Source organism: Bradyrhizobium sp. dw_411 (assembly GCF_018449695.1).
In the GTDB taxonomy this organism is placed as follows: Bacteria; Pseudomonadota; Alphaproteobacteria; order Rhizobiales; family Xanthobacteraceae; genus Bradyrhizobium.
In genome coordinates, this window is sequence record NZ_JAAVUY010000025.1 from 39,779 (window position 1) to 62,707 (window position 22,929).

Here is a 22,929-nt window from a genome sequence, read left to right on the forward strand (position 1 = left end):
TTTACTAGTCAAAATTATATTCGATCAAGGTCGGCAAAGGTGTGCAACCCCGTTCGCGCCTTCATCTGCTCCCACGCGAACTGCATTGGCACCGGATTCCGGAAGATCAAATGACCTTCAACGAGCGGCGTCTCGGACATACCAACGTAAGCCTGCAACTTTGGAAGATGCTGCGTTATCAGATCGATCCTGTCGAGATGCTTCCTTAGGTCGTCTCGCTTGCCGTCATCGTTCATCTCGCCCCGGTAGTCCGAAAGTTGCTCGGCGATTTCGCCTTCTGTCTTGCGATACTGCAGGTCCTTGCACTCGCAAAGCAGAAGACGACGCGTCGCATCGTTCCAAGCAAGTACGTCGACGTCGCCGTAGTCTAGATCGAAGCCAGTACGCAGAATTTCGGTGACCTTCTTCTCGACGGCCGTCTTCCAACCAAGCTCCGTCAACCGTTCGGCGACTTTCTGAGCAAACGCACTGCCCATCTTGTGACGAGAGGATCCAGCCCATGACCGCATTTTCGGCTTTAGCTGCCAACGGGGGAAGTCGCCGCGATGATAGTTACCCAGCATGTAGACGACGGCCTCCCGCACGAGCCCTGGCACCAGAATGAAAGTCGGATCATCCTGCAGATCAATTTGGATCAGGGGCTTTCGCAATACGGAAAGCCGCCGCCGAAAACGCCATGGAAACCGATCTTTTTCATTAAAACCATCGGGCACGGTACGCCACAGCGGCCTACTAGCAAGGGTGAGATTCTCCACAATGCGCCCCGCGGCAAGCGGCGACACGGCAGACCCATCGCTAAAGAACCCCAGCAACTGGCTCTTCTTGATAGAAACTATCGCGCGCCCGGTTTTCAGAACGTTGTCCTCCAGAATATCGAGAAACTTGCGCATCTCATCAAACGTCCCACCGGTCTCTTCCTCCCAGGCTTGCCAGAACGCGTCCGGCCACGGACTCGTGTCTGTCGGGGTCGCGACAATCTCTTCAAAACCCTCCGCGTACGAGTTGACGTCGTCATCGACCCGCAAGTTGCTCGCCACACGCGCAAACGGCGCAAGGATTCCATCATAGAAGGAAAAATTAGCGTGGATATCGCCGAGAGGCGTTATGCGTAAGCGAGGCTCCATACCGTCCCATCGGATCGCATCTGACCAACCGCCGAGCCTATGGACCATCATGATCTTTGCCATAAGGCGGGACAGATCAAGCTTGCCCATTCCTCGACCATCCACCAATGGGCACTCGCAGATCGCAAATTCGATCAGAATGCGCGATGCTATAGAAACCGTCGTGCGATCAGCCTCACGTTCCGTCATCGTGTCACGGGTGGCGACCTGGTCGTTGTGCAGGGCCAACACCGCTGCAGCGGTGCGGCTCCAGTTATCGCCATCCGCCGCCGCGCTCTCATGGTTGAGCAGAACGGTCCCAATAACGGATTTGCGATCAAGTTGACGAAGTTCCTGGCAGATCTCATCTTCGAGCAGTTCGACAAGGGGATTTAGATACGAGAGGCACTCCTGCTTTCCGACGATATTGCTTCCCTCTGCACGCTTGCGCAGCCGCCAACCAAGCCCGAGCTTGAGAAATGCGTCGTCGTCCTCATCGATGGTGACGGGGGCGACCCAAACAGAATCCCGCACGAAGTCCCTAAATCTGGCGGTAAGAACGACGTGAGCCTGCCTCGCATGGACGTTGGGGACAATTTCTCCGAGCAAGGCGTCTCGCTCCGGATCGGATAGGTCTTGCCCAGCCAGCGCGGCAAAGCTCTCAAGTAGACATTCGACAAGGGCACGCTCCGCTATGTTTTCCGGATGAAACAGTGCTTCTTCGAAACGGGGGCCGACTGTGAGAGTAACGGTCGCTTTGGCATGATCAATGGACGGAGTGACTGCCGCCTTCGCGTCTTCGAATGTGAGGCGGGCAGGTCTACCGATTCCTTCTTTGTTACCGAGCTGTCCTTGAAATGTACATTTGAGCGATAGAGGCCCGGCAGGCAGTCCCGCAAGGACCCGTTCCATGACGGGAACGCCCCGGCAGAGCCACGTTTGCAGCATTCTCATCCGATCTTGAGCAAACGGACGAGCGGATTTGTCCGCCATATCCAGATCGCACCACCAAACATGCGATGGCGATTCATAAGCGGTGAGCGGGAAGCCACCGCTACCGCGACCATCGTACGCATAGTAGGAGGGCTCCCGGCTATCCTCTTTGAAAATCGACCTGCCTTCTTTATAGAGCTTCAGCCAACGGCCGTCCCTGGTTTGAGCGCAGTGCGGGTCGATGAAATGCAGAACCGCCGCTCTCACACCACGCAGAGCATTCTGTTTTACGACGATGGTGCCCTGCAGATCATCTTTGGCAAACTCGTCTGGAATGTCGCCATGCGGAACGAGGTGACCGTCCAACGAGCGTGACCATCCGACAAGATTGAGGAGGCCGTTCATATTATAAAGCGCGACACCAAGCTCATTGAGGCGCATTTCGCTTTCAAGTAGTCTCCACATCGAAAGCGAATTGAAGTCATTCAACCAGCATAGTGTGTGCAGATCGGCAGCGCCGATCGCCTGAAACCGCCAACCCTTCGGCAATCGCGGGACGGGGAATCGAGTGGCGGCACGACCGATGCCACACCCGACGAGCAAAGTCATTCCTGCGCGATATCCCGGCGAGGAACATGCTGGATCAGTTGCGGTCTCTATCCACGCTCCGACGTCTTTGCTCAGCTTATCGAGATCGGGCATTTCTCCGACTAAGCCGTCTTGAGCAAAGTTCTTCAAAGGATCGACAAAAAACACGACATTGATGAACAGCCCCGGATCGACCTCCATCATCACGCCGGCGAGGAGGCTATCTTCTGTTCGTTGAAATTCAATCGGAGCACCCCGGCGCTCGCCGAGCAGCGGGATGTCCCCGAAGAGATGGCCGTATTCGAGCGCCAGGAAGCCAATAAAGGCTTCCCGACGATCAATGCTTTCCATCGTCTCGGTGACGTAGCGGCGAATAGCGGCGCTCGTTGCTGTCGGCAGAAGGAAACAGAACTCGCCATTGCGATGCACGATCGGAAATCGCTCCAAGGTAGAATTTCCAATCGCCTCGTAGGGCAGCATCGCCCGTTGGTCCGCCGGAAATCCAAACTCCACCAGATGTTCAGGGGCGATTCCGTGCTCTTTAAAATCCGCCTCGGCAAATGAGACAATTTCGGCCCATGTACCGATCGTGTTTAACACCGAGGCCGGCAGCACCTTGGCTCGCTCTTCGCTACCCAACTGATACCTAAAGAGTCCCGCACGCTGGCAAACAAGGTCTGACAATCGCAACAAAGCATAGACGGGCTCGCGAAGTCCGTCGGTAAACGCGCCGTCCGGCAGACGCTCCAGGACGTTCACGACGCGCTGGAGGTCGAAGCCCGCAGACTCCCAAATTCCTTCGAGGACCCGGAAATCGCCGCGCGGGGTCGTGATCAGCGTCACGAAGACATCTTCCGCCGGATCCTCCTTGGAGCCGAGCCTTCCTTTTCCAGCCTCCGCAAAGAGGCGCCCCACGATCTTTCGGCTAGGCTTGCTTCTACCGTCACCCACGGCGAGCGTCAGATGCACGAGAGCTTCGAGGCGAAGACAATTGCTTTGAAGCTCCGGTACCGTGAGCAGTCCGCCGAACGTTGCCGCAAGCCGGAGCGGATCGAACGCTTGAATGTCACGCAGGCATGCCTCTAGCTCGGTAACAATAGGCTGCAGCTCGGTACCGCCGCTTATCTCCGCCATCAGGTCTTCGCGATTCAGAGATGGTTCGTTCAAAAATCACCTCTCTGTGCCGCGGACCATGATTATCGACGCGTCTACTCAACGACGCGAAACATCCTGAAAAAACGCACCATACAGGATCGACGGCATTCGGCGGTTACCGGCCGCAATTTCGTGAGAACGAAAGGGAAAGAATAGTAGAACCTTCGTGCACAGGATTTGCACACGACCCCCACCTAACTATTTGATTTCAAAAAACTCTCTACCCAATCCATCATGGGTGCAATGCAAAATCGATGCGATAACATACTGATGTTATTTCGCTTTATCATATGGTCCGGAATAGCTGACTTTTGGGCCGACAGAAATTTAGAGCTGACTATTGGGGCATTTTCCTTTCATTTCAAGTTCTTAAGTCGATCGCCGGTTCATTCCTCGATGAGGCCGCGGCTTCTCCGGTACAGCATTGCAGTACCGAATGAGCTGATGCAGTACCGCACCAGTTCCGATCCTCTTCACCGCTCTCGGTGCAAGGTAATGTGCCGCTCTGGCCACGCCTAGGATAGAACAAGTGCCATCGTAGTTTCGGCGGCGATAGAGCAAGGAAACTTGCGGGCAGCGATCCCGAAGTTTGCGTTTGCGCAATCAGAACCGCAGACTTGCGAAAGCTTCGAGCCATATGGGCTCCAGTTTGATTACGAATTACTTTCCGTCAATGATGACACCGCATTTCGAGGGGTAAAAACGGATGAGTACAGTAGTCGTTACCGGATCGAGCAGTGGAATTGGCCTCGCAACTGCCGTGACATTAGCCCGAGCCAGCCACACGGTGTTTGCGGCGGTCACTGCCTTAACGACCGTCTCGGCAACGGCGTCCGGCGTATCGGCCTTTAGCATCACTTGACGCATGAGCGCAGCTACACCTGCGCGGGCCGGCGCATAGGCGTCGAGCGATTGATCCGGTGCGGTAAGATTCTCCTCGAACGAGGTTGCGGTTTAGGCGGGCTCCACCAAAACGACCCGTATCCCAAAGGCTAGCACCTCATGGTCGAGGGATTCCGAGTATCCTTCGAGGGCGTGCTTGGTCGATGCATAGAGGGCGGAGTACGGAGCCGGGATCAGGCCCAGTACGGAGCTCATGTTGACGATCCTACCCGCATGCTGACGTCGCATTGACGGCAGAACGGCGTTGGTCATCCGGATCACGCCGAACAGGTTCACGTTGAACAGCGACTGTGCCTGGCCGACCGAAGACTCTTCCGCGCCACCGAGCAAACCGATGCCGGCGTTGTTGACCACGACATCGATACGCCCCGCCTCCTTGAGCACAGCCTCGACCAGCGTCGTGACCGAGGCATCGTCGGTCACGTCGCACGTCAGCATGGTGATGCCATCGACCTGCTCGGGGGCGGGCCGGCGGCTGGTGCCAAACACTCGAAAGCCAGCATTTCCGAGGGCTTTCGCCGTCGCCCGTCCGATCCCCGTGGATGCGCCCGTGACGATCGCCACCCCTGCTCGTTGGTTCGACATTGTGTCTCTCCTGATCCGATTTCTACATCAGCGGCTGGAAGCATCCGGAATCAACACGATGGCGCCGTTAGCCTCACGGCGCTCCAGCATTTGATGCGCTTCGGACGCTCGGGCGAGCGGCAACACTTTTGCAACGTTCGCCTTGATAGTTCCCTGCGCGACGCCGGAAGCTAGAAAGTGAAGGCCGCGCTGAATTAAGTCCGGACGTTGATAGAAGGTCGGTAAATAAAAGCCCACAATCGAATGCGCTTTGGCCATCAGCCGCCTTGGCGCGATTGGCTCGCCAGGGCCACGCGTAGACCCGACCACGACCTGTCGACCGAGCATCGCCAGGCACGCGAAATTCTGTTCGAAAACATCGCCGCCGATCGTCTCCAGAATGACATCGACGCCTCGTCCTTCCGTGAGGTTTTCAACAACCTTTGGCCAATCCGGCGCGTCGTAGGGGATGGCGTGATCCGCACCCAGACCGCGCACAAAGCTGCGCCGCGCCTCGGTACTGGCTGTTCCGATCACCATGCCGGCGCCTAGCGCTTTTGCAATCTGAACCGCCAGACTGCCAACCCCTCCGGCCGCGCCTTGAATCAAAACGCTCTCGCCTGCCCGCAAGTTGGCACAAACCTGCAGCGCGAGAAATGCGGTCACGCCCTGGCAGGGCAGACTCGCCATTGCGATATCATCAGCGTCGTCAGCGAGAACGACAACCATGTCTGCACGCGCCACGGCCCGTTGCGCGTAGGCACCATGGAGCATCAGCGCCATGACTTTGCGCCCGAGGAGCGCGTGATCGCAGTTCTTTCCTACGCCCACCACGTGTCCGACGACCTGCAAGCCACCGACATGCGGCAGATCAACGCCGCCCACCCGCGTATCGGCGCGATTGTAGACGCCCGATCGCCCGCGCACGTCGGGAAAATTGACACCGATCGCCGCCGTCTCGATCAACACTTCGATAGCTCCCGGGATCGGGTCCGGAACCTCGACATATTCCAGGACCTCGGGTCCTCCAAATCTCTCGTACCGTATTGCCTTCACGACAAATCTCCTTCGACAGCGACAAAAGCTTTCGAAGGGCAGTCTTCGCCATTGGCGGCGGCGGACGACGATTTGCTCCGTATCGCCAGCCACAATTGGCAAATCGATGCGAGGGCAGCCACAGCCGCGGCCAAATACGGTAACTGGGCCAGAGGAACACCGCCGACGAGCGCCAATCCTCCCAACGCGGCGCCGGCCGCGCTGCCGGAATAATGAGCGGAACTCTGCAGGGCTACCACCACCCCTCCCTTGTCCGGGTGGAGCGACAACAGGCGATGTTGTTGTGGACCTTGAGAGGCCCAGGCGGTCGCCCCCCACAGCCCGAAACAGCAGAGCCCGAGCGCGGCGAGCGGAAGGAGCCAATTCAGAACGATGAACACGACCGTCATGATGGAGAGAACCGCGACCATCACCCATTCGGGCCGGCCAGTCGCATCGACAAGCCTCCCGGATATGTAGATCCCGACCAAACCTCCAAGACTCCAAGCCCACAGGTGGGGCAACACCGAAGCGCTTGCTGTCAACGCCAGCAGGAGCGGGGCGACGTAAGTGTAGAGGCCTATCGAGGCCACCGACGTGGCGAACGAGATGGCTATCGTCGCCGCTACTCGTGGATCGGCCAGCACTGAAAGCCGCTGCGAAAGCGAGGGCGGAACGGCCGCGAAGATCTGCGGCAGGCGCAGCGCAACCGCGACCAGCGCCAAAACGCTCAACGCCGTGATCGACATCAGCGTCATCCGCCAACCCAGATATTGGGCAAGTACAAGACCGCACGGGACGCCCACCGCCGTCCCCATCGCGAGCCCGCCGACCACCAGTCCCAACGCCCGCCCCCGCTGTCGATACGGAACCAGGCTCGCGGCAGCACTGAATGCGGTTGGGCTATAAAGACCCGCACCGATCCCCGCGATAGCGCGTGACACCAGCAACACCGAAAAGCTGTCGGCGATCCCGCTGAGCGCATTAGCGAGCCCAAATATCGCAAGCGCCGTGCACAGCACGTGGCGAACCGACCTGCCGGCCGTCAGAGCGCCGAAGATCGGAGCCGAAACGGCATAGCAAATCGTAAACACGCTTACGGTTTGCCCGGTGATGGCCGTCGGAACCCCGAAACTCTCTCCTATCCCGGGGAGCAAACCCGCCATGATGTAAGCATCGATACCAAGAACGAATGTACCAAGGCATAAGGGGAGAATTGCGTACAATAGATGCTCCTCGGACCGGCCGTTCAGGTAGCTAAATAGTTCGTCATTGCTGGAACCCGTGCGCGGAAAGCCGGACATCTGCTCGCCCACCTGCCCGTGCCCGCTTCCATTTTTAAATGGCGCACATCATCAAACATCTGGATGTCCGGAGCGGAAGCACCCAATATCGCCCATCGGATGGGAGACATTGCACCGATGTTCGATTGGAACGACATGAGGTATTTCCTCGCCCTGGCGGAGGGCGGCACCTTGTCGGCGGCGGCTCGGCTGCTAAAGGTCGATCACGCCACGGTTGCGCGGCGCATCACTGGCCTCGAACGAGCATTGGGCGAAACGCTTGTCGACCGCCTGTCGAAGCGCTGGCAGTTGACACAGGCCGGCCTGGACCTCGTGCGGCTGGCGGAAGGCATGCGGACGGAGGCTCATTCTGTGGAGCGCGCGGTACGGGCGCGGCGTGAAAGTCCGTCCACGACCGTTACGGTCAGTGCACCGCCGGCTTTCGCAAGTTATTTTCTCGCACCACGTTTCGCCGAACTCCGGGCACGCCACCCCGATCTCCAGGTGTCTCTTTCCGGCACGCAAGCGCTGGCTTCACTCAATCGCCAGGAAGCCGATATCGCGGTGCGCTTGTGGGCACCGACCGAAATGAGCAATGTCTCCCGGCGCATCGGAAAAATGATTTATGGCCTTTACGCAGCGCCGGACTATTCACAACTGCCTTCGACGCAATGGTGCTTCGTCGCCTACGACGATTCGCTGGACCACGTGCCCGAGCAGGAGTGGTTGCGCTCATTCGCCAATGGACGCGCCATCGCTTTTCGGAGCAACGATCTGGCTGGACAACTCGCCGCCGCTCGTATGGGCATGGGCATAGCGGCCCTTCCCCGTTTCCTCGTAGAGGCCGCAGCCGGCGTCGTCGCGTTATGCGACGATTCCTTCTCGCGCGAGATCCATCTTTTGATTCACAAGGACATGAGGCGCGTTCGTGCGATTCGAATCGTGATGGATTTCATCGCCGAAAAGGTCGATGCGGACATGCCACGCTGAGAAAACCCGTGAGGCCGGTAATTCCTGAGCAACCGTCCGGCTGGAGATGGTTGACCAGCGCCACATCGCCTAGATCTGCGCCCAGCCGCCATCGGCCTGAACGTCCGCGCCGTTGACCAGGCTCGCATCGTCAGAGACGAGGAATGCTACGACGGCGGCGATCTCATCGGGCTTGCCGATGCGGCCGAGCGGCGTCTGCCCCGCCAGCATTGCCAACAAACTCTCCGCTTGGAGGCCCGCGGCGCCCATCAGCCCGGGTGTCCTGATCGCACCGGGGCTAACGACGTTGATCCTTATTTTGCGGGATTTAAGCTCGTTGATCCAATTGCGCGCAAAACTACGGATCGCTGCCTTTGTCGCGGCATAGACACTGTTGCCACCGATTCCCTTGTGGGCGACCGTGGATCCAGTCAGTACGATTGCCCCGCCATCGGTGATGAGCGGAAGCGCTTTCTGAACGGTAAAGATCGTCCCCTTCAGATTGGTTGCGAAGTGACGGTCGACCACCTCTTCGGTAATGTCGCCGATATTCTGGCGTTCAAGAATACCGGCATTGGCGAACAGAATGTCGAGTCGGCCTTTGCGATCCTTCACCGTCGCATAAAGGCGGTCCAGGTCGCCGAGCTTTGACGAGTCGGCTTGAACGGCGATGACATCGCCGCCAATTTCCGCAACGGCTTTGTCGAGCTCATGCTGACGGCGTCCGGTTATAAATACCGATGCACCTTCGGTGACAAAACGTTTGGCCGTCGCCAGGCCTATGCCTGTGCTTCCACCCGTGACGACTGCGACCTTGCCGCGTAGCTTGAACGTCATATCAATTCCTCTTCTGGGCTATCGAACTCGACAACATGGCTACGCAACTCCCCTCCCACTCAAAGGAAAAGGCCCTGCCCTAGCTCGTCGGACAGAATAGCTTTCACGCCAGCGGCAAGTGACAGAACCGATCCTAGCGGACTGAAGGCGATGTTGAGATCGGTGACCTCGCCTGCATCATTTCGCACGATCGAGACCAGACCAGCGACCTTCTCCCCGGCGGCCAAGTCCACTTCATATACGAAGAAGGTGCGGCCCTCGATACTTCCCAGAAATTGGGGCCTTTGGTCGAGGTAGAGACTTGCCGTCGATTTGACCACCTTGAGAACCAGCGCGCGACCGGTCACCGGCCCGCGCAGGATCGACGAGGTCAATGTTACATTTTCGGCAAGATCATCGAGAAAGGGGTGACGTTGAGGTCCGCTGGTCATTAGGTGCTCCGTTTGCAAAGGTTGCTCAAGTTGGTCGCAATCCTGCCGTCGCGTTACACTCTGATGTCCAGGGTCGACCCATCTGGCATTGTCAGTAAATCCGGATCACCAACCGAGTCTTTCCCGGGCGTTCGCCCGTCGGTCAACGCGACTGCTATCCCGCTGCCGATGCCTTGCGCTCCTCGCGGACCCGCCGCCGTCGTTCCATGGGCAGTCGCTTTAATCGTGCCGACCGCTGTCACACTTCCCGCAAGGATATTCATCTTCCAAACTCCCAGATGTCGTGCACCGCGTTGAAGTCTTTATAATATGATTATAATCATACTATACAACATGCGCGCCAATGTCGAAATCGATGCCTGTCTCTTGTGAATCCCATAAAAGCTCCCGGCTTCTTCGTCGTTCTCCGTTTGCCAAACAGAGGTTGCCAGGCAAGAATTTCCCGGGCGACGCTTCGTCCGGCAACAATTTTCGCTTTCAGTGACCCGCCTTCCAAAGCTGGCGCGCGACCGGAAAGATCCTTCGTTCCGACCGAAGTTACTTTTTATCGAAGGGCGTTACTTCGAGAACTTCCTGATGATCTGCCGAGCGATATCGGGGGCATCCTCCTCGAGGGCGAAATGGCCGGCATCATAGATATGCACCTCGGCCTTTGGCACGTATCGCTTGACCGCTTCGGCGCCAGCGACCGCAAAAATCGGATCGCCCTTGCCCCATACAACGAGTGTTTCAGGCTGACTTTTCTGCAGGTAGCCCTGCCATTTGGGGTAAAGGTCTAGGTTCGACGGAATGTCCAGTTGCAGATCCGTCATGATACGCCTCTTCTCCGGATCTCTGAGGGCGTAGGCATCGCTAGCCCAGGCATCCGGATTCAACTGTTCTGGATTTCGGGCGCCCTTCTTGTAGAGCAGCAGAGCGGTATCGATAACCACACGGCTTTCAGCAGCGGCCCGCTTTTCCGGCGTCCCCGGCCCGGCGTTGGCGCGCACGGCTTTGAGGCGTGCCGGATCCCATCCGTCATCCGATATGGGGGTGTTCTGCACAATGAGCCCTCGAATCCATTCGGGATGATCGGTTGCGATCCTCATCCCGACCGGGCCGCCAAAGTCCTGCATGTAGACGATCACTTTGGTTTCCCCGAGTTGCTGAAGAAATTTCTCGGTCACACCGGCGACGCTGTTGAAGGTCGGTGTGAACTTGTTGGCCGGCGGCGCGTCGCTGAAGCCCATCCCCGGGTAGTCCGGCGCGACCAGATGGAAGCGCGCTGACAGCAGCGGAATCAGGTCGCGAAACATGTGGGACGACGACGGGAAACCATGAAGCAGGACAATGGTCGGCTTGTTGCGATCGCCGGCCTCGCGATAAAAGATCCGGATGCCATCGACGGACGCATAGCGATAGGCGACCGGCGCCGCGAGCACCGCCGCCGGAGCAGACAACATCGCCCCGACAAGTCCAGCCACGACAAAAGATTCAAGGCGCTTCATGTATTCTCTCGATTTAATTGGAGGATGACGATTCCTGCTGGTCGCCAGTCAGGCGAGACCAAGGAAGGCCTTGAATCTCATGGGCTCGGACCCCGTCGCTTGCCGGAAGCCATCAGTCACCGCGGCTGTCGCCTGGTTGCGGTAGGCGCGGTACAGGGTCAGGCCGTATTCCACGCTCTCGGCGTTCAGCGAACGCGAATCATAGTACGCGCCAAGTTGTGCTTCGCTCAACGGCGTGTAGGTGATGGTGCGTCCCAGTTTTTGCGACAGCAATTCCGCCACTTCGTAATGATCGAGCGCTTCCGGACCGGTGACGAGATATTCGCCTATGAGTCCCCTGGCCAGCGCTGCGGCGATGAATGCACCGACATCGGAGCCTGCAACAAGCGCGGACTTCCCATTGCCGGTCGCCAGTGTGATGGTGCCGCGCTCAATCATCGGCGCATAGAACCCGGTCGTATAGTTGTCCATGAAGAAGCCGGAGCGAACGATGGTGTTTTTCAGACCGGAATCCACGATCTGCAGTTCGACCTTGCGGGCGATTGAATTGTCCAGCGTGCTGCCGGTCAGGCCGGAGAGATAATTGCCGGAGAGATAGACAAGGTGCCGGATCTTCATATCTGCGGCCGCCGCGATGAACGGCGCAAGCTTCTTGTCGATCCGACCATCGAGCGGCGGCCCGATCAACACCACGGCATCGATGTCCTTGAACAGCACGTCAAAATCGGTGCCGCCATCGGCATTATAAGAACGGACCTCGACTTCGCGAGAAAACGACAGATCGCGAACTTCGCGCGCGGTGGTGACTACGTCGAAGCCCTTGGTCAACAACGCTTCGACGCAATTTCGACCGGCGCTTCCGCTTCCGGCTGTCACAAGGACGGTTTGCATGATCTTGCCTTACTGTTCGCGCCCGAAAGCGGACGACTATTAAAATCCTGATTAAACTTGCTGTTCGGCACCACGGCGCGAGTGATAGTTCAAATCGCGCTTCCACGCCGTACTAGGCAGTCTTGAACAAGATCTTGCCCTGGTACCGCGCAGCGGCCTTCACGGCTTCCGAAGCCTGATCGAACGTGAAAGTCTGGGCGACCGGCGTGCGGATGGCGCCGGACACGACAAGCGGGGCGAGCCGCTCATACATCTGCACGTAGTCCTGCGGCGTCGTTCGCTTGAACCAGTGTCCCAGCCAAAATCCATGCAGCGTCATCTCCCGATAGATCAGCAACCGGGCGTCGCCGACAAACGGCTTTCCGCTCATCGCGCTGTAGGCCACCAGCCTGGCCTTGTCGGCGAGACATCCGAGCAGGTTCATGGTCGACATATCGCCGACGCCATCCAGCGCCAGGGATATGAGTGCGTCGCCAGTAGCTGATGCGACGCGCTTGGCGAGATCAGGCCCGTCGACCAGCACCACGTCACCGCCGAGCGCCTTGATTTCGTCCACGACGTCGTCACGCCGGACAACACTGACCGTATTGAGACCGAGCGACTTGGCGATCGGTATTACCGAGCGGCCGACTCCCGAATTGGCGGCGTTCTGAATGACCCAGGATCCCATCGGCAACTTCACGAAGTCCGTCAGCAGAAGATATGCCGTCGGCGGGTTGATCCCCAACATGGCGAGCTGATCAACGTCACCGTCAGGCAATCGCCGAAGCCACCTCGCGTCAGCCTTGATCCGTTCGGCCCATACGGGTGCCGGATACGGGACGATCGTCCGATCCCCGATCTTCAAATGGGTTACGCCATTGCCTACTGCGGTGATGCGGCCGACGCCCTCCTGGCCGACGACGCTCGGCAACTTCGGCAGATAGCCGTATCGGCCGGAGATCATCAACAGATCGCTCGGATTGATGGGCGAAGCCTCGAGCGCGATGACCACTTCACCGATGCCGGGCGCATCCACGTCGGGCAGATCGACGACCTTCACCACGTCCGCCGGATTGCCGAAGCCTTCTATTTGTATCGCCTTCATGACCACTCTCCACCGATCCTGCTATGTTCGTGTGATGACGCCGTAGCCGCGAAGTTCGCGACTGCCAGACTTCTTTCGCGATCGCGGACGGCTCGATGAAGAAATCGTCGGGCCTGGATTTGGGCGGTCGACGCAGTCAACCGCAGCCTTCACGCTCTTCGCAACGCCTGCGCTCGACGTCACTCCGCCGCTTCAGCCTGTTCGAATACGGGGTAGTCCGTGTACCCGGCCGCGCCTCCACCATAGAACGTCGCTCTGTTGTAGGGATTGAGCGGCGCCCCGACCTGAAGGCGCCTCGGCAAATCCGGGTTGGCGATGAAATGGCGCCCGAAGGCGACGGCGTCGCCCTGACCGGTACGAACGGCCGCATTGGCCGACTCGCCGACAAAGCCGCCCGCAATGATCAGGGTGCCTGGCCAGAACGGACGAAGATCGTTGATGGCGAGCGGTGCTCCGGCCTCGCCGGCGTCGGTGCTGCGAGATTCGATCAGGTGCACATAGGCGATTCCAAGCGGCGCCAGTCGTGACAGCACATGGCTGTAGAGCCCGATCGGGTCCGCGTCGCCCGCATCGTTGACCACGCCGAACGGCGACAGACGTACACCGACGCGATCGGCGCCCCAGACATCGATCAGCGCGGCGATCACCTCCAGCAGCAGACGGCTGCGATTGTCGACCGACCCGCCATAGCCATCAGTGCGATGGTTGGTCTTGCTATGAAGAAATTGTTCGATGAGGTAGCCGTTCGCGCCATGCAGTTCGACCCCGTCGAACCCCGCGGTCAGCGCGTTGCGGGCGCCCTCGCGGTAAGCCTCGACGATCCCTGGAATTTCGTTGATATCGAGTGCGCGCGGTGTTTCATAAGGCACCTGTTGCCAATCCTGCGTGAAGGATTTTCCAGCCGGAGCGATCGCCGACGGCGCGACCGGGACAACGCCGCCAGGTTGAAAGCTCGGGTGCGAAATCCGGCCAGTATGCCAGAGTTGAAGGAAGATGATGCCCCCTTTGGCATGCACCGCATCGGTGATCTTCTTCCAGGCCGCGATCTGTTCAGCCGAGTGAACGCCCGGCGTCGCCGGATAGCCCTGGCCATAGGGCGTCACCTGGGACGCCTCGGCAATGATCAGCCCGCCCGGCGACGTGCGCTGCGCGTAATATTCGACCGCCAGATCGGTGGCGACATTGCCGGGTGTCTCTGCACGCATCCGCGTCAATGGCGCCATGACGACCCGGTGCGACAGGCTGTAGCGTCCCAACTTCAGGGGCGTAAACAGTGAGATCTCGCTCATGCTGAATTCCTTTGCCGGCACAGCCGGAGGGATCGGCCCGGCAAACTGGTTTAATTTTGCTACCACGTGGACAGCATGAGGCAGATAGTTTAACTTTGCAACTAGAATCTTTCCGCCATGCTGGCGGGGGACGCTGACGGGGAATTCACAAGTGAAGGGCAAGCGCACCAATCTGGGAGAAAAGGCCTGCGCGATCGCGCGAGCACTGGGAGTAATCGGCGACTGGTGGTCAATGCTGATCATCCGCGACGCATTGGCGGGAAAACGCCGCTTCGGCGAATTTCAATCCAGCTTGGGGGTGGCGAAGAATATTCTTTCGACACGTCTTCAGAAATTGGTCGAGCACGGGGTGCTGACCGTGACTTCGGCGTCGGACGGCTCAGCCTACAAGGAATACGTACTCACGGCGAAAGGCGAAAAACTTTACCTCGTCACCGTGGCACTTTGGCAGTGGGGCGAGGAGTTCTGCTTTGCTCCGGGTGAACTCACCTACGATATGGTCGACAAAGAGACATGCAAGCCGTTTCAGCCACTCGAACTCAGGACGCGGAGCGGCCGCGTCGCCGGGCCCCGCGATTTGCAACCGTTGCCACGTGTAAAGTCGAAGGTGAAGCACTCGAAGCAAGGTGCGACGGCACGCGAGCGTTCCGGAGGCGACATTCGCTAAGTCTGCCGTGAATCCACGGCGCTCGACTTTCGATCAGGGACCCGAAGAGAGAGAGGGTGATGTTTGAGGTCGGCCGCCCCACTCTCAGTTCTATCTCATGCACGCCCCTTGCGATCGTGTTCGCTCACCCGCCTGCTGGCCGGGAAATGAGCCTTGGGAATCGGAAGGCCGGCACTGACGGCATCGACGGCGTTGCGAAGCGCGGATTGAACATCCGGCGTATCGAACAGCGGCATCGACATGTCGTACAACTGCTGACGGGCTTCGGCGCGCCCGCGATCCCGCCAAATCTGCATCAGTGCCTTGGTCCGCGCGTAGGCGTCGGGCGGCCCCAAAACCAGACGCGCGGCCAGTGCGTGCGCCGCCTCGTCAAGTGAAGCGTCGTCCACGACTCGGTTGACGACGTTCCACGCCGCCATCTGCTCGGCTCCCGTCGGCTCAGACAGTAATACGAGTTCAAGTGCCTTGGCGCGGCCAATACGTTCGGCGAGTTGATAGACACCGCCCTGCAGCGTCATGATGCCAAGAAGAGCTTCGGGAAACATGAAGCGCGCCGATTTCGCCGCGATGACGAGGTCACATCCCAATGCCAGCTCAAAACCGCCGCCCATGCAGCCGCCCTGAACGACTGCGATCGTCGGGATCGCCAATCCTTCGAGCAGGTCTATCGCCCTGGCGAAGACCTCGACCCGGGGGCGAAGGTCCTTCGCCGGGATGCCCGGCCAGTCCCGGATATCCCCGCCCAGACAGAAGTCCGGGCCCTTTCCCTTCACCAGAAGGACGCGCGCGTCACTCGCCGCCACACGCTCGACCGTGTGGAGGATTTCCTCGCGCATCTGGAAGTTGATGCGGTTGCCGCCGGGATGATCGAGCGTCATCGTGGCGATCACGCCGTCGAATTCGAGATGGACGAAGTTCATGGCTCACCTGTTGCTTGTGGAAGTGCGCACACAGAACGCACACGTCGTGGCTAGCTGATTGCTCGATCAGCCTTCGGTGCAAACGATATCGGAGCGACGCACATCCCGGTCGCCAGTGACATCTCCCGGAGCGACCGCTTCGCCACAGGCGGCGCAGCGCATCTCAAGACGGAGCTTGGCTCCGCAAGAGTGGCGGAAGGCCACGATGTTCTCGGGATCGTCGCGCACGAACCGGTCGCCCCAATCGCGGATCGCGTGCAGAACAGCGAAGAGCTGCTCCCCCGCCTCGGTCAGATGGTACTCATACCGAGCCGGACGCTCCTGGTAGAGCCGGCGCTGCAGAACACCCGCGGCCTCCAGCGACTTCAGCCGCGCGGCGAGGATGTCGCGCGGCGCACCTGTGTTGAAGACGATGTCGTCGAAGCGATGCTGGCCAAGGGCGGCGATCTCGCGAAGTGCGAGCAGCGCCCATTTCTCGCCAATCACTTTCAAGGCGGCATCAATGGAACAGACTCTAGGGTCGGCCGTGCGTGGAGATCTCATCACGGCTTTGTAACCCGCGCCGAGTGGATTTGCAATTCAAATCCATTGACAAGGCGCAGAGGAAGGCGCCCCCTCAAGTGGATTTGATTTTCATACCCACATTGTCGGCGAAGGAGAGTTGCCATGGGCTTTGTTTCAGACACGGTCGATACAAGGCGTATCGAAGGAAAGTCGGCGACCTACGCCTATCGCGATTTCGGTGTCGCGAGCTCCAGCCCGCCGCTGGTGCTGCTTACCCGCTTCCGGGCGACCATGGATCACTGGGATCCCGCGTTCCTGGACGTGCTTGCCTCCGAGCGACGCGTCATCCTCTTCGATAACGCAGGTGTCAGCGAAAGCTCGGGTGAAGTCGCATCGACCTTTGCGGGGATGGCGGAAACTGCGGTCGACTTTATCGCCGCGCTAGGCCTGAAGAAGATCGACCTGCTCGGCTGGTCGATCGGCGGGTTCGTCGGTCAGATGCTTGCATTGAACCATCCGGGCCTGATCCGGCGCCTGCTTGTTGTGGGCAGCGGTCCCGGTGGCGTTCCGGGTTCGCCCGTGCAGGATCCGAGGGTGCCGCAGATGATGACCGCTCCGGTCAGCACCGAAGAGCACTTCCTGTATCTGTTCTTTGGGCTTGACGAAGAAAGCCAGCGCGTCGGCAAGGAATCGCTGAAGCGCCTTGAGCCGCGCCTGTCGAAGTCACACGCCGACGTCAGCGCGGAGGCTTGGGGCCGGCAGTTGCAGGCGATCATGAAATGGGCTGGCGGGGATGGTTCCGCATGGAGTCGCCTGGAAGAGATCACCATCCCCGTGCTCGTCGCCAACGGCGCTCACGATGTGATGGTGGACGCGGGAGATTCCTTCGCCATGGTCCGGCGCCTGAAGAACGCAAAGGCTCTGTTCTACGGCGATGCCGGCCACGCCTTTCTGTTCCAGCATCCCGATGAATTCGGCAAGGCCACTCTCGATTTCGTTCGTTGACGGCAATCGCCATCCGGGAAGCGAGACTGATGGCGTTGCATCCAGACATTCAGGCTCTTTGCCCTGACCATCCACCAACCCGCCGTCACAGACGGCTTCTTTTCTCACGGAGTTCCCTATGTCCATGATTTCAACACCTGATCGCGTTTTCCGCGCCGATGCAAAAACACCCGCGCCGGCAAGTGCCGGCAAGCTCTCGGCAGACCGTCTGACCACAAAGGACGGCACCAGCCTTTATTTCAAGGACTGGGGCTCGGGACCAGCCGTCGTCTTCAGCCACGGCTACCCGCTGTCCTCCGATGCGTGGGAGGACCAAATGTTTTTCTTGCTGCAGAACGGCTATCGCGTCATCGCCCACGACCGTCGTGGCTTCGGACGGTCAAGCCAGCCGGCCAAGGGTTATGACTACAACACCTTCGCCGACGATCTGGCGCAACTGGTCGATACGCTCGATCTGCGCGGGGCAACCTTCGTCGGTCATTCGATGGGCGGCGGCGAAGTCGCGCGTTATGTCGCGCGCCATGGCCAGAGCCGCGTCGCCAAGGTCGCCTTCGTCTCCTCGGTAACACCGTTCCTGCTCAAGACTGCGACCAATCCGACCGGCGCGCCGAAGGAGGTGTTCGACGGCTTTCGCGCGTCCGTACAGGCTGACCGGTCGCAGTGGAATCTCGACGTCACGACGCCTTATTACAGTTTCAACCGGCCGGGTGCGAAGGCCTCGGAAGGCTTGCGGCAGGACTATTGGCGGCAGGGACAGGCAACCGGCGTGCTCGCGGCCTATCATGCGATCGGTGCTTTCTCGGAAACTGATTTCCGCGACGACCTCAAGCAGATCACTGTCCCCACGCTGGTGGTGCATGGCAGCGACGATCAGATCGTCCCGCTGGAGATATCTGCGAAGTTGACCGCCAAGCTCATCCCGCAGGCCAAGCTCGTGGTTTACGACGGCGGATCCCACGGCTTGCTGCATGTCGACAAGGACCGGCTGAACGCCGATCTGCTGGCGTTCCTTCGCGATTGATACTGCGCCTCATTTCAACGGGTGGAGGATCGGGTCAGAACTCCGTCCCCACCCCTCGCAGCGGCCAAATAGCTGTGTAGCGAAAACTGCCGCCCCACCGTCCGTCGAAGCCCTCGGGTAACCACCCACACTGGAGATAGAAGATGAGTTCGGACAAGTTTCTGGTCACCGGCGCGACGGGTGAGACCGGCCGCTGCACGGTCCAATGCCTTCTCGAAAACGGGCATGCTGTCCGCGCATTGGTGCATAAGGAGGACGACCGCGCCGAGGCGCTTCGGCGGACGGGAGCCGAGGTCGTTGTCGGTGACCTCTTCGAGCACGATGATGCAATTCGGGCGACCGCCGGCACCACCGCCGCCTATTTCTGCTATCCCGTTCGCCCCGGCATCATCCAGACGACGGCGTATTTTGCCGACGCGGCCAGGCGCGCCGGGCTCAAGGCCGTGATCAACATGTCGCAGATCTCCGCACGGGAAGATTCCAAAAGCCATGCGGCGCGCGATCACTGGATCGCCGAACGGATCTTTGATTGGTCAGGTGTTCCGACCGTGCATCTGCGACCGACCTTCTTCTCGCAATGGCTGCTCTACCCGTTTGCGCGCAAGACGATTGTCGAGCAGAGCATCATTGATCTTCCCTATGGCGCCGGGCACCATGCCCCAATCGCGGCCGAAGATCAGGCACGTCTGATCGCTGCGATACTGTGGGAGCCGGCCGCGCATCTCGGCAAGACCTACACGCTCCACGGTCCGATCGAACTGGATCAGCCGGGCATCGCCGCTGCCATCAGCGACGTGCTCGGCCGAAAGATCAGCTATCGGCCGCTGACCATCCCCGAGTATCGGAAACGCCTCGAACAATTCGGCTTGCCGGAGTTTGTGATCCAGCATTTCTGCGCGATCGCCGTCGATTATCAGAACGGCATCTTCTCGGGCACCGACAGGATCATTGCCGAGGTGACCGGCGTGCCGCCCATGACTGTGCAGGACTTCGTCGCGGCGCACCGGGCCGCCTTCGATCGTCTCGACGCGGCAGCGTGACGGAACCGTCCAGGACGAGCCGGCCGACGACGAGCGAGGCTTTCGTAATTCCAACAACCCAAACCAAGGAGCCCACATGACCGCTTCCATTGAAGAATACGACAAGGCAATCATCAACCGCCAACCCAATTTCGACGAGCGCAAGACCCGATCTGAATTCCGGAAGGTCATCCCCAATCTCAAGACAGTTGTGGTCCATTGCTTCGACCCGCGCGTGACAGGCGGTATCCCACCGGCTGTCGCCAAGGCCCTACCCGGCCAGATCTATCCCGGCGAAGTATTCGAGTTCGTCGGCGATAACGGCAAAAAAGGTATCGGCTCCAACACGACCATTTTTCCTGTCGTCGTCGCCGGCGGCCGCGCTTCCGGTAGCGCACAACGATCGATCAGCGTTGCGTGCCATCTCTTCGACATCGACAACGTCGCGATCGTGCATCACACCGACTGCGGCGGAACACACTTCACTCCGGAAGGATTCCTGGAAACCTTCAAGGAAGAGTTCGGTCAGGATATTTCCGACCTGTGGGATGCCGACGATATCTGCCTCGAGAACTTCACACAGTCGCTACATCGCGACGTCCGAAGCGTCAGGAGCTCACGCGGTACACCCAGGCACGTGAATGTCTACGGCTTTCTCTACGATATCGAAACCGGCGAACTCCATCTGGTCGAGGACAGCCCTGGTGACAAGACAGCCCCCCGCGGCACCGCCTGGCGATAAAGGAAGCTGATCGTGCAACCCGGATGTCGTGTCGTCGACGGCTTCACCCACGGCTCTCCTCGTCCTGGTGGCGGGATACTTCTACCTCAAGCGTTCGCATCAGCCGTGAACTTGATGCGACCACCTCCGGGACACGCCAGCCGATAATGTAGGACATCATCAAGTTTAATACGCTTGGAGAGCCAGAAAAGGAGCAGACCATGACCATTGCAAACCAGACAATCAAAATCCCCGACAGCAAGCTTGCGCGAGAGGTGACCGAGATTATCCGCGACACCGAATCTGAACTGCTCTTCAATCATTCGAGCCGGGTCTACCTGTTCGGCGCACTGGCCGGCGAACGTCGCCGCTTGAAGTTCAATCCGGAGCTGCTCTATACCGGGGCCATGTTCCACGACATGGGCCTGACCGAGACCCACAGCAGCGCGGACGAACGCTTCGAGGTGGACGGCGCCAATGCAGCGCGGGATTTCCTGAAGCGGCACGGAATTACGCAGGCCGACATCGATACAGTTTGGGCGGCGATCGCGCTGCATACGACGCCCGGCATCCCAAAGCATATGCACCCGGTCGTCGCGCTGGTGACGGCTGGCGTCGAGATGGATGTCCTCGGCCTGGCCTATGGCGAATACTCGGACGCCGAACGTGAAGCTGTCGTGCGGGCTTTCCCGAGGACACCGCATTTCAAGGAAGACATCATCCAGACGTTCTACGACAGCATCAAACACAAACCCGACACTACCTTCGGGAATGTTAAGGCCGATGTGCTCGCCGACAAGGATCCGCATTTTCACCGCGGCAATTTCTGCACCGTCATCCGCCAATCGCGCTGGCACGGCTGACATTATTTCTTCCCTAAAATTCGGCGCGCCCCACGACGCAAATCGCAAGCGCCATCACCGACCTGAGGAGTCCTACGATGATTGATAAGCCATCACGCCCCTATCTGAGCCATGCGACTGGCGCACCGGTCAGCGACAACGTCAATATCCAGACTGCGGGTCCGCGCGGCCCGGCGCTGTTGCAGGACATATGGCTTCTGGAAAAACTGGCTCACTTCAGCCGGGAAGTGATCCCGGAGCGTCGGATGCATGCCAAGGGTTCGGGCGCCTTTGGCACCTTTACAACGACGCATGATGTCACGCGCTATACCAAGGCCAGGATTTTCTCCGAAATCGGGAAGCAGACTCCGATGTTCGCGCGATTCTCCACGGTCGCGGGCGAGCGAGGAGCCGCGGACGCCGAGCGTGATATTCGCGGCTTTGCGCTGAAGTTCTACACTGAGGAGGGCAACTGGGATGTGGTTGGCAACAACACGCCGGTGTTCTTCTTTCGCGATCCGCTGCGCTTCCCGGATCTCAACCATGCAATCAAGCGCGACCCGCGCACGGGCATGCGCAGTGCAGACAACAATTGGGATTTCTGGACGCTGTTGCCCGAGGCGTTGCACCAAGTGACTATCGTCATGAGCGAGCGCGGCATCCCGCGCAGCTATCGTCATATGCACGGATTTGCCAGCCACACCTACAGCTTCATCAATGCAGCGGACGAGCGAACCTGGGTGAAGTTTCATTTTCGGACCCAGCAGGGCATTGCGAACCTGACGGATTCGGAAGCTGAAGCCTTGGTCGGAAAGGACCGCGAAACGCACCACCGCGATCTTTTCGAGAGTATTGAACGCGGCGACTTTCCACGCTGGACGCTGTTCATTCAAGTCATGACCGATGCCCAGGCGAAGGCGTTTCCTTTCAATCCGTTCGATTTGACCAAGATTTGGCCGAAGGCGGATTTTCCGCTGGTCGAGGTCGGCTTCTTCGAGCTGAATCGCAATCCCGAGAATGTCTTCGCCGAGGTGGAGCAGGCCGCATTCTCGCCGGCAAACGTCGTGCCCGGCATCGGCTTTTCACCGGACAAGATGTTGCAGGCGCGGCTTTTCTCCTATGGAGACGCCCAGCGTTACCGTCTTGGCGTGAATTTCAACCATATCCCCGTCAATGCCCCGAAGTGCCCGGTTCACAGTTATCACCGTGACGGCGCGATGCGTACGGACGGCAACCTGGGCGGCACGCCGACTTATTTCCCGAACAGCCGGGGCGAATGGACCGATCAGCCCGGCCTGAACGAACCGCCGCTTGAAATTGACGGCGCCGCGGCTCATTGGGATCATCGGGTTGACGACGATCACTATCAGCAGCCCGGCGATCTGTTCCGGAAGATGGATGCCGGTCGGCGGCAGACATTGTTCGACAACACCGCACGGGCCATCGGTCCTGCCGCGGCGCATATTCGGGAACGCCATATTGCCAACTGCACCAAGGCCGATCCCGAATATGGAGCCGGCGTGACGACAGCTCTGCGTCGACTCGCATCTGCCTGATTGTTTGGTCAGCTACGGAACTGCAAGCGCGGGATCGCAGCCTGTACGAACGCCGATACGCGGAGCCATGGTGGGCGTCCGCGTCTCGCCGGACTGGTTAGCGATGCGACGCATCAAAA

General features: G+C 59.4%; 19 protein-coding genes and 1 pseudogene. 8 read left to right on the forward strand and 12 right to left on the reverse strand.

Annotated features, from left to right (window positions below):
* Window positions 1-14: 14 nt before the first annotated feature.
* The 4 genes and pseudogenes from HB676_RS30685 to HB676_RS30700 form a co-directional block, all read right to left on the reverse strand.
* Window positions 15-3,791 carry a hypothetical protein gene (locus tag HB676_RS30685; RefSeq protein ID WP_213742240.1) on the reverse strand — a complete coding sequence of 1,259 codons (3,777 nt, stop codon included), beginning with the start codon at window positions 3,789-3,791 and terminating at the stop codon, window positions 15-17.
* Between the two features lie 777 nt (window positions 3,792-4,568).
* A pseudogene (locus HB676_RS30690) lies at window positions 4,569-5,267 on the reverse strand (oxidoreductase); the annotation flags it as partial.
* 27 nt (window positions 5,268-5,294) lie between these two features.
* Window positions 5,295-6,215 carry a zinc-binding dehydrogenase gene (locus HB676_RS30695; RefSeq protein WP_213742241.1) on the reverse strand — a complete coding sequence of 307 codons (921 nt, stop codon included), beginning with the start codon at window positions 6,213-6,215 and terminating at the stop codon, window positions 5,295-5,297.
* 83 nt (window positions 6,216-6,298) lie between these two features.
* A complete protein-coding gene (locus HB676_RS30700; RefSeq protein ID WP_275944986.1) occupies window positions 6,299-7,585 on the reverse strand; it encodes an MFS transporter in 1,287 nt (428 codons plus the stop codon).
* Window positions 7,586-7,702: 117 nt separating this feature from the next.
* On the opposite strand from HB676_RS30700, the gene HB676_RS30705 reads away from it, so the two are divergent.
* On the forward strand, window positions 7,703-8,554 hold the full coding sequence (locus HB676_RS30705; protein WP_213742243.1) for a LysR family transcriptional regulator: 852 nt from the start codon (window positions 7,703-7,705) through the stop codon (window positions 8,552-8,554).
* Between the two features lie 69 nt (window positions 8,555-8,623).
* Here HB676_RS30705 and HB676_RS30710 read toward each other — a convergent pair whose 3' ends face one another.
* The 6 genes from HB676_RS30710 to HB676_RS30735 form a co-directional block, all read right to left on the reverse strand.
* Window positions 8,624-9,370 (reverse strand): SDR family oxidoreductase, encoded by a 747-nt coding sequence (locus tag HB676_RS30710; protein WP_213742244.1) that lies wholly within the window; start codon window positions 9,368-9,370, stop codon window positions 8,624-8,626.
* Between the two features lie 59 nt (window positions 9,371-9,429).
* Window positions 9,430-9,801, reverse strand: coding sequence for a hypothetical protein (locus HB676_RS30715; RefSeq protein WP_213742245.1), 372 nt, complete (start codon window positions 9,799-9,801; stop codon window positions 9,430-9,432).
* Between the two features lie 557 nt (window positions 9,802-10,358).
* Window positions 10,359-11,288 carry an alpha/beta hydrolase gene (locus HB676_RS30720; RefSeq protein ID WP_213742246.1) on the reverse strand — a complete coding sequence of 310 codons (930 nt, stop codon included), beginning with the start codon at window positions 11,286-11,288 and terminating at the stop codon, window positions 10,359-10,361.
* 48 nt (window positions 11,289-11,336) lie between these two features.
* On the reverse strand, window positions 11,337-12,179 hold the full coding sequence (locus tag HB676_RS30725; RefSeq protein ID WP_213742247.1) for an NmrA family NAD(P)-binding protein: 843 nt from the start codon (window positions 12,177-12,179) through the stop codon (window positions 11,337-11,339).
* 112 nt (window positions 12,180-12,291) lie between these two features.
* Window positions 12,292-13,266, reverse strand: a complete 975-nt coding sequence (locus HB676_RS30730) for a zinc-dependent alcohol dehydrogenase family protein (RefSeq protein WP_213742248.1) — start codon at window positions 13,264-13,266, stop codon at window positions 12,292-12,294.
* Between the two features lie 179 nt (window positions 13,267-13,445).
* Window positions 13,446-14,555 carry an alkene reductase gene (locus tag HB676_RS30735; protein ID WP_213742249.1) on the reverse strand — a complete coding sequence of 370 codons (1,110 nt, stop codon included), beginning with the start codon at window positions 14,553-14,555 and terminating at the stop codon, window positions 13,446-13,448.
* 151 nt (window positions 14,556-14,706) lie between these two features.
* Here HB676_RS30735 and HB676_RS30740 point away from each other — a divergent pair, with 151 nt between their 5' ends.
* Window positions 14,707-15,222: a winged helix-turn-helix transcriptional regulator gene (locus tag HB676_RS30740; protein ID WP_213742250.1), complete on the forward strand. Its 516-nt coding sequence runs from the start codon at window positions 14,707-14,709 to the stop codon at window positions 15,220-15,222.
* A gap of 95 nt (window positions 15,223-15,317) precedes the next feature.
* Here the strand turns inward: HB676_RS30740 and HB676_RS30745 are convergent, their stop codons facing one another.
* Both HB676_RS30745 and HB676_RS30750 read right to left on the reverse strand, forming a co-directional pair.
* Window positions 15,318-16,142: an enoyl-CoA hydratase/isomerase family protein gene (locus HB676_RS30745; RefSeq protein WP_275944987.1), complete on the reverse strand. Its 825-nt coding sequence runs from the start codon at window positions 16,140-16,142 to the stop codon at window positions 15,318-15,320.
* Window positions 16,143-16,208: 66 nt separating this feature from the next.
* Window positions 16,209-16,628, reverse strand: coding sequence for a helix-turn-helix domain-containing protein (locus HB676_RS30750; RefSeq protein WP_346347464.1), 420 nt, complete (start codon window positions 16,626-16,628; stop codon window positions 16,209-16,211).
* Between the two features lie 180 nt (window positions 16,629-16,808).
* Here HB676_RS30750 and HB676_RS30755 point away from each other — a divergent pair, with 180 nt between their 5' ends.
* From HB676_RS30755 to HB676_RS30780, 6 genes are all read left to right on the forward strand, one after another.
* A complete protein-coding gene (locus HB676_RS30755; RefSeq protein ID WP_213742253.1) occupies window positions 16,809-17,651 on the forward strand; it encodes an alpha/beta hydrolase in 843 nt (280 codons plus the stop codon).
* Window positions 17,652-17,775: 124 nt separating this feature from the next.
* Complete coding sequence (locus tag HB676_RS30760; protein ID WP_249780545.1) at window positions 17,776-18,672, forward strand: alpha/beta hydrolase; 897 nt, start codon at window positions 17,776-17,778, stop codon at window positions 18,670-18,672.
* 143 nt (window positions 18,673-18,815) lie between these two features.
* Window positions 18,816-19,712, forward strand: a complete 897-nt coding sequence (locus tag HB676_RS30765; protein WP_213742255.1) for an NmrA family NAD(P)-binding protein — start codon at window positions 18,816-18,818, stop codon at window positions 19,710-19,712.
* Window positions 19,713-19,788: 76 nt separating this feature from the next.
* Window positions 19,789-20,433, forward strand: a complete 645-nt coding sequence (locus HB676_RS30770) for a hypothetical protein (protein ID WP_213742256.1) — start codon at window positions 19,789-19,791, stop codon at window positions 20,431-20,433.
* Window positions 20,434-20,633: 200 nt separating this feature from the next.
* Entirely contained in the window at window positions 20,634-21,275 is a 642-nt protein-coding gene (locus HB676_RS30775; protein ID WP_213742257.1) for an HD domain-containing protein, read from the forward strand.
* Between the two features lie 77 nt (window positions 21,276-21,352).
* Window positions 21,353-22,810 carry a catalase gene (locus HB676_RS30780; RefSeq protein ID WP_213742258.1) on the forward strand — a complete coding sequence of 486 codons (1,458 nt, stop codon included), beginning with the start codon at window positions 21,353-21,355 and terminating at the stop codon, window positions 22,808-22,810.
* Window positions 22,811-22,929 lie beyond the last annotated feature (119 nt).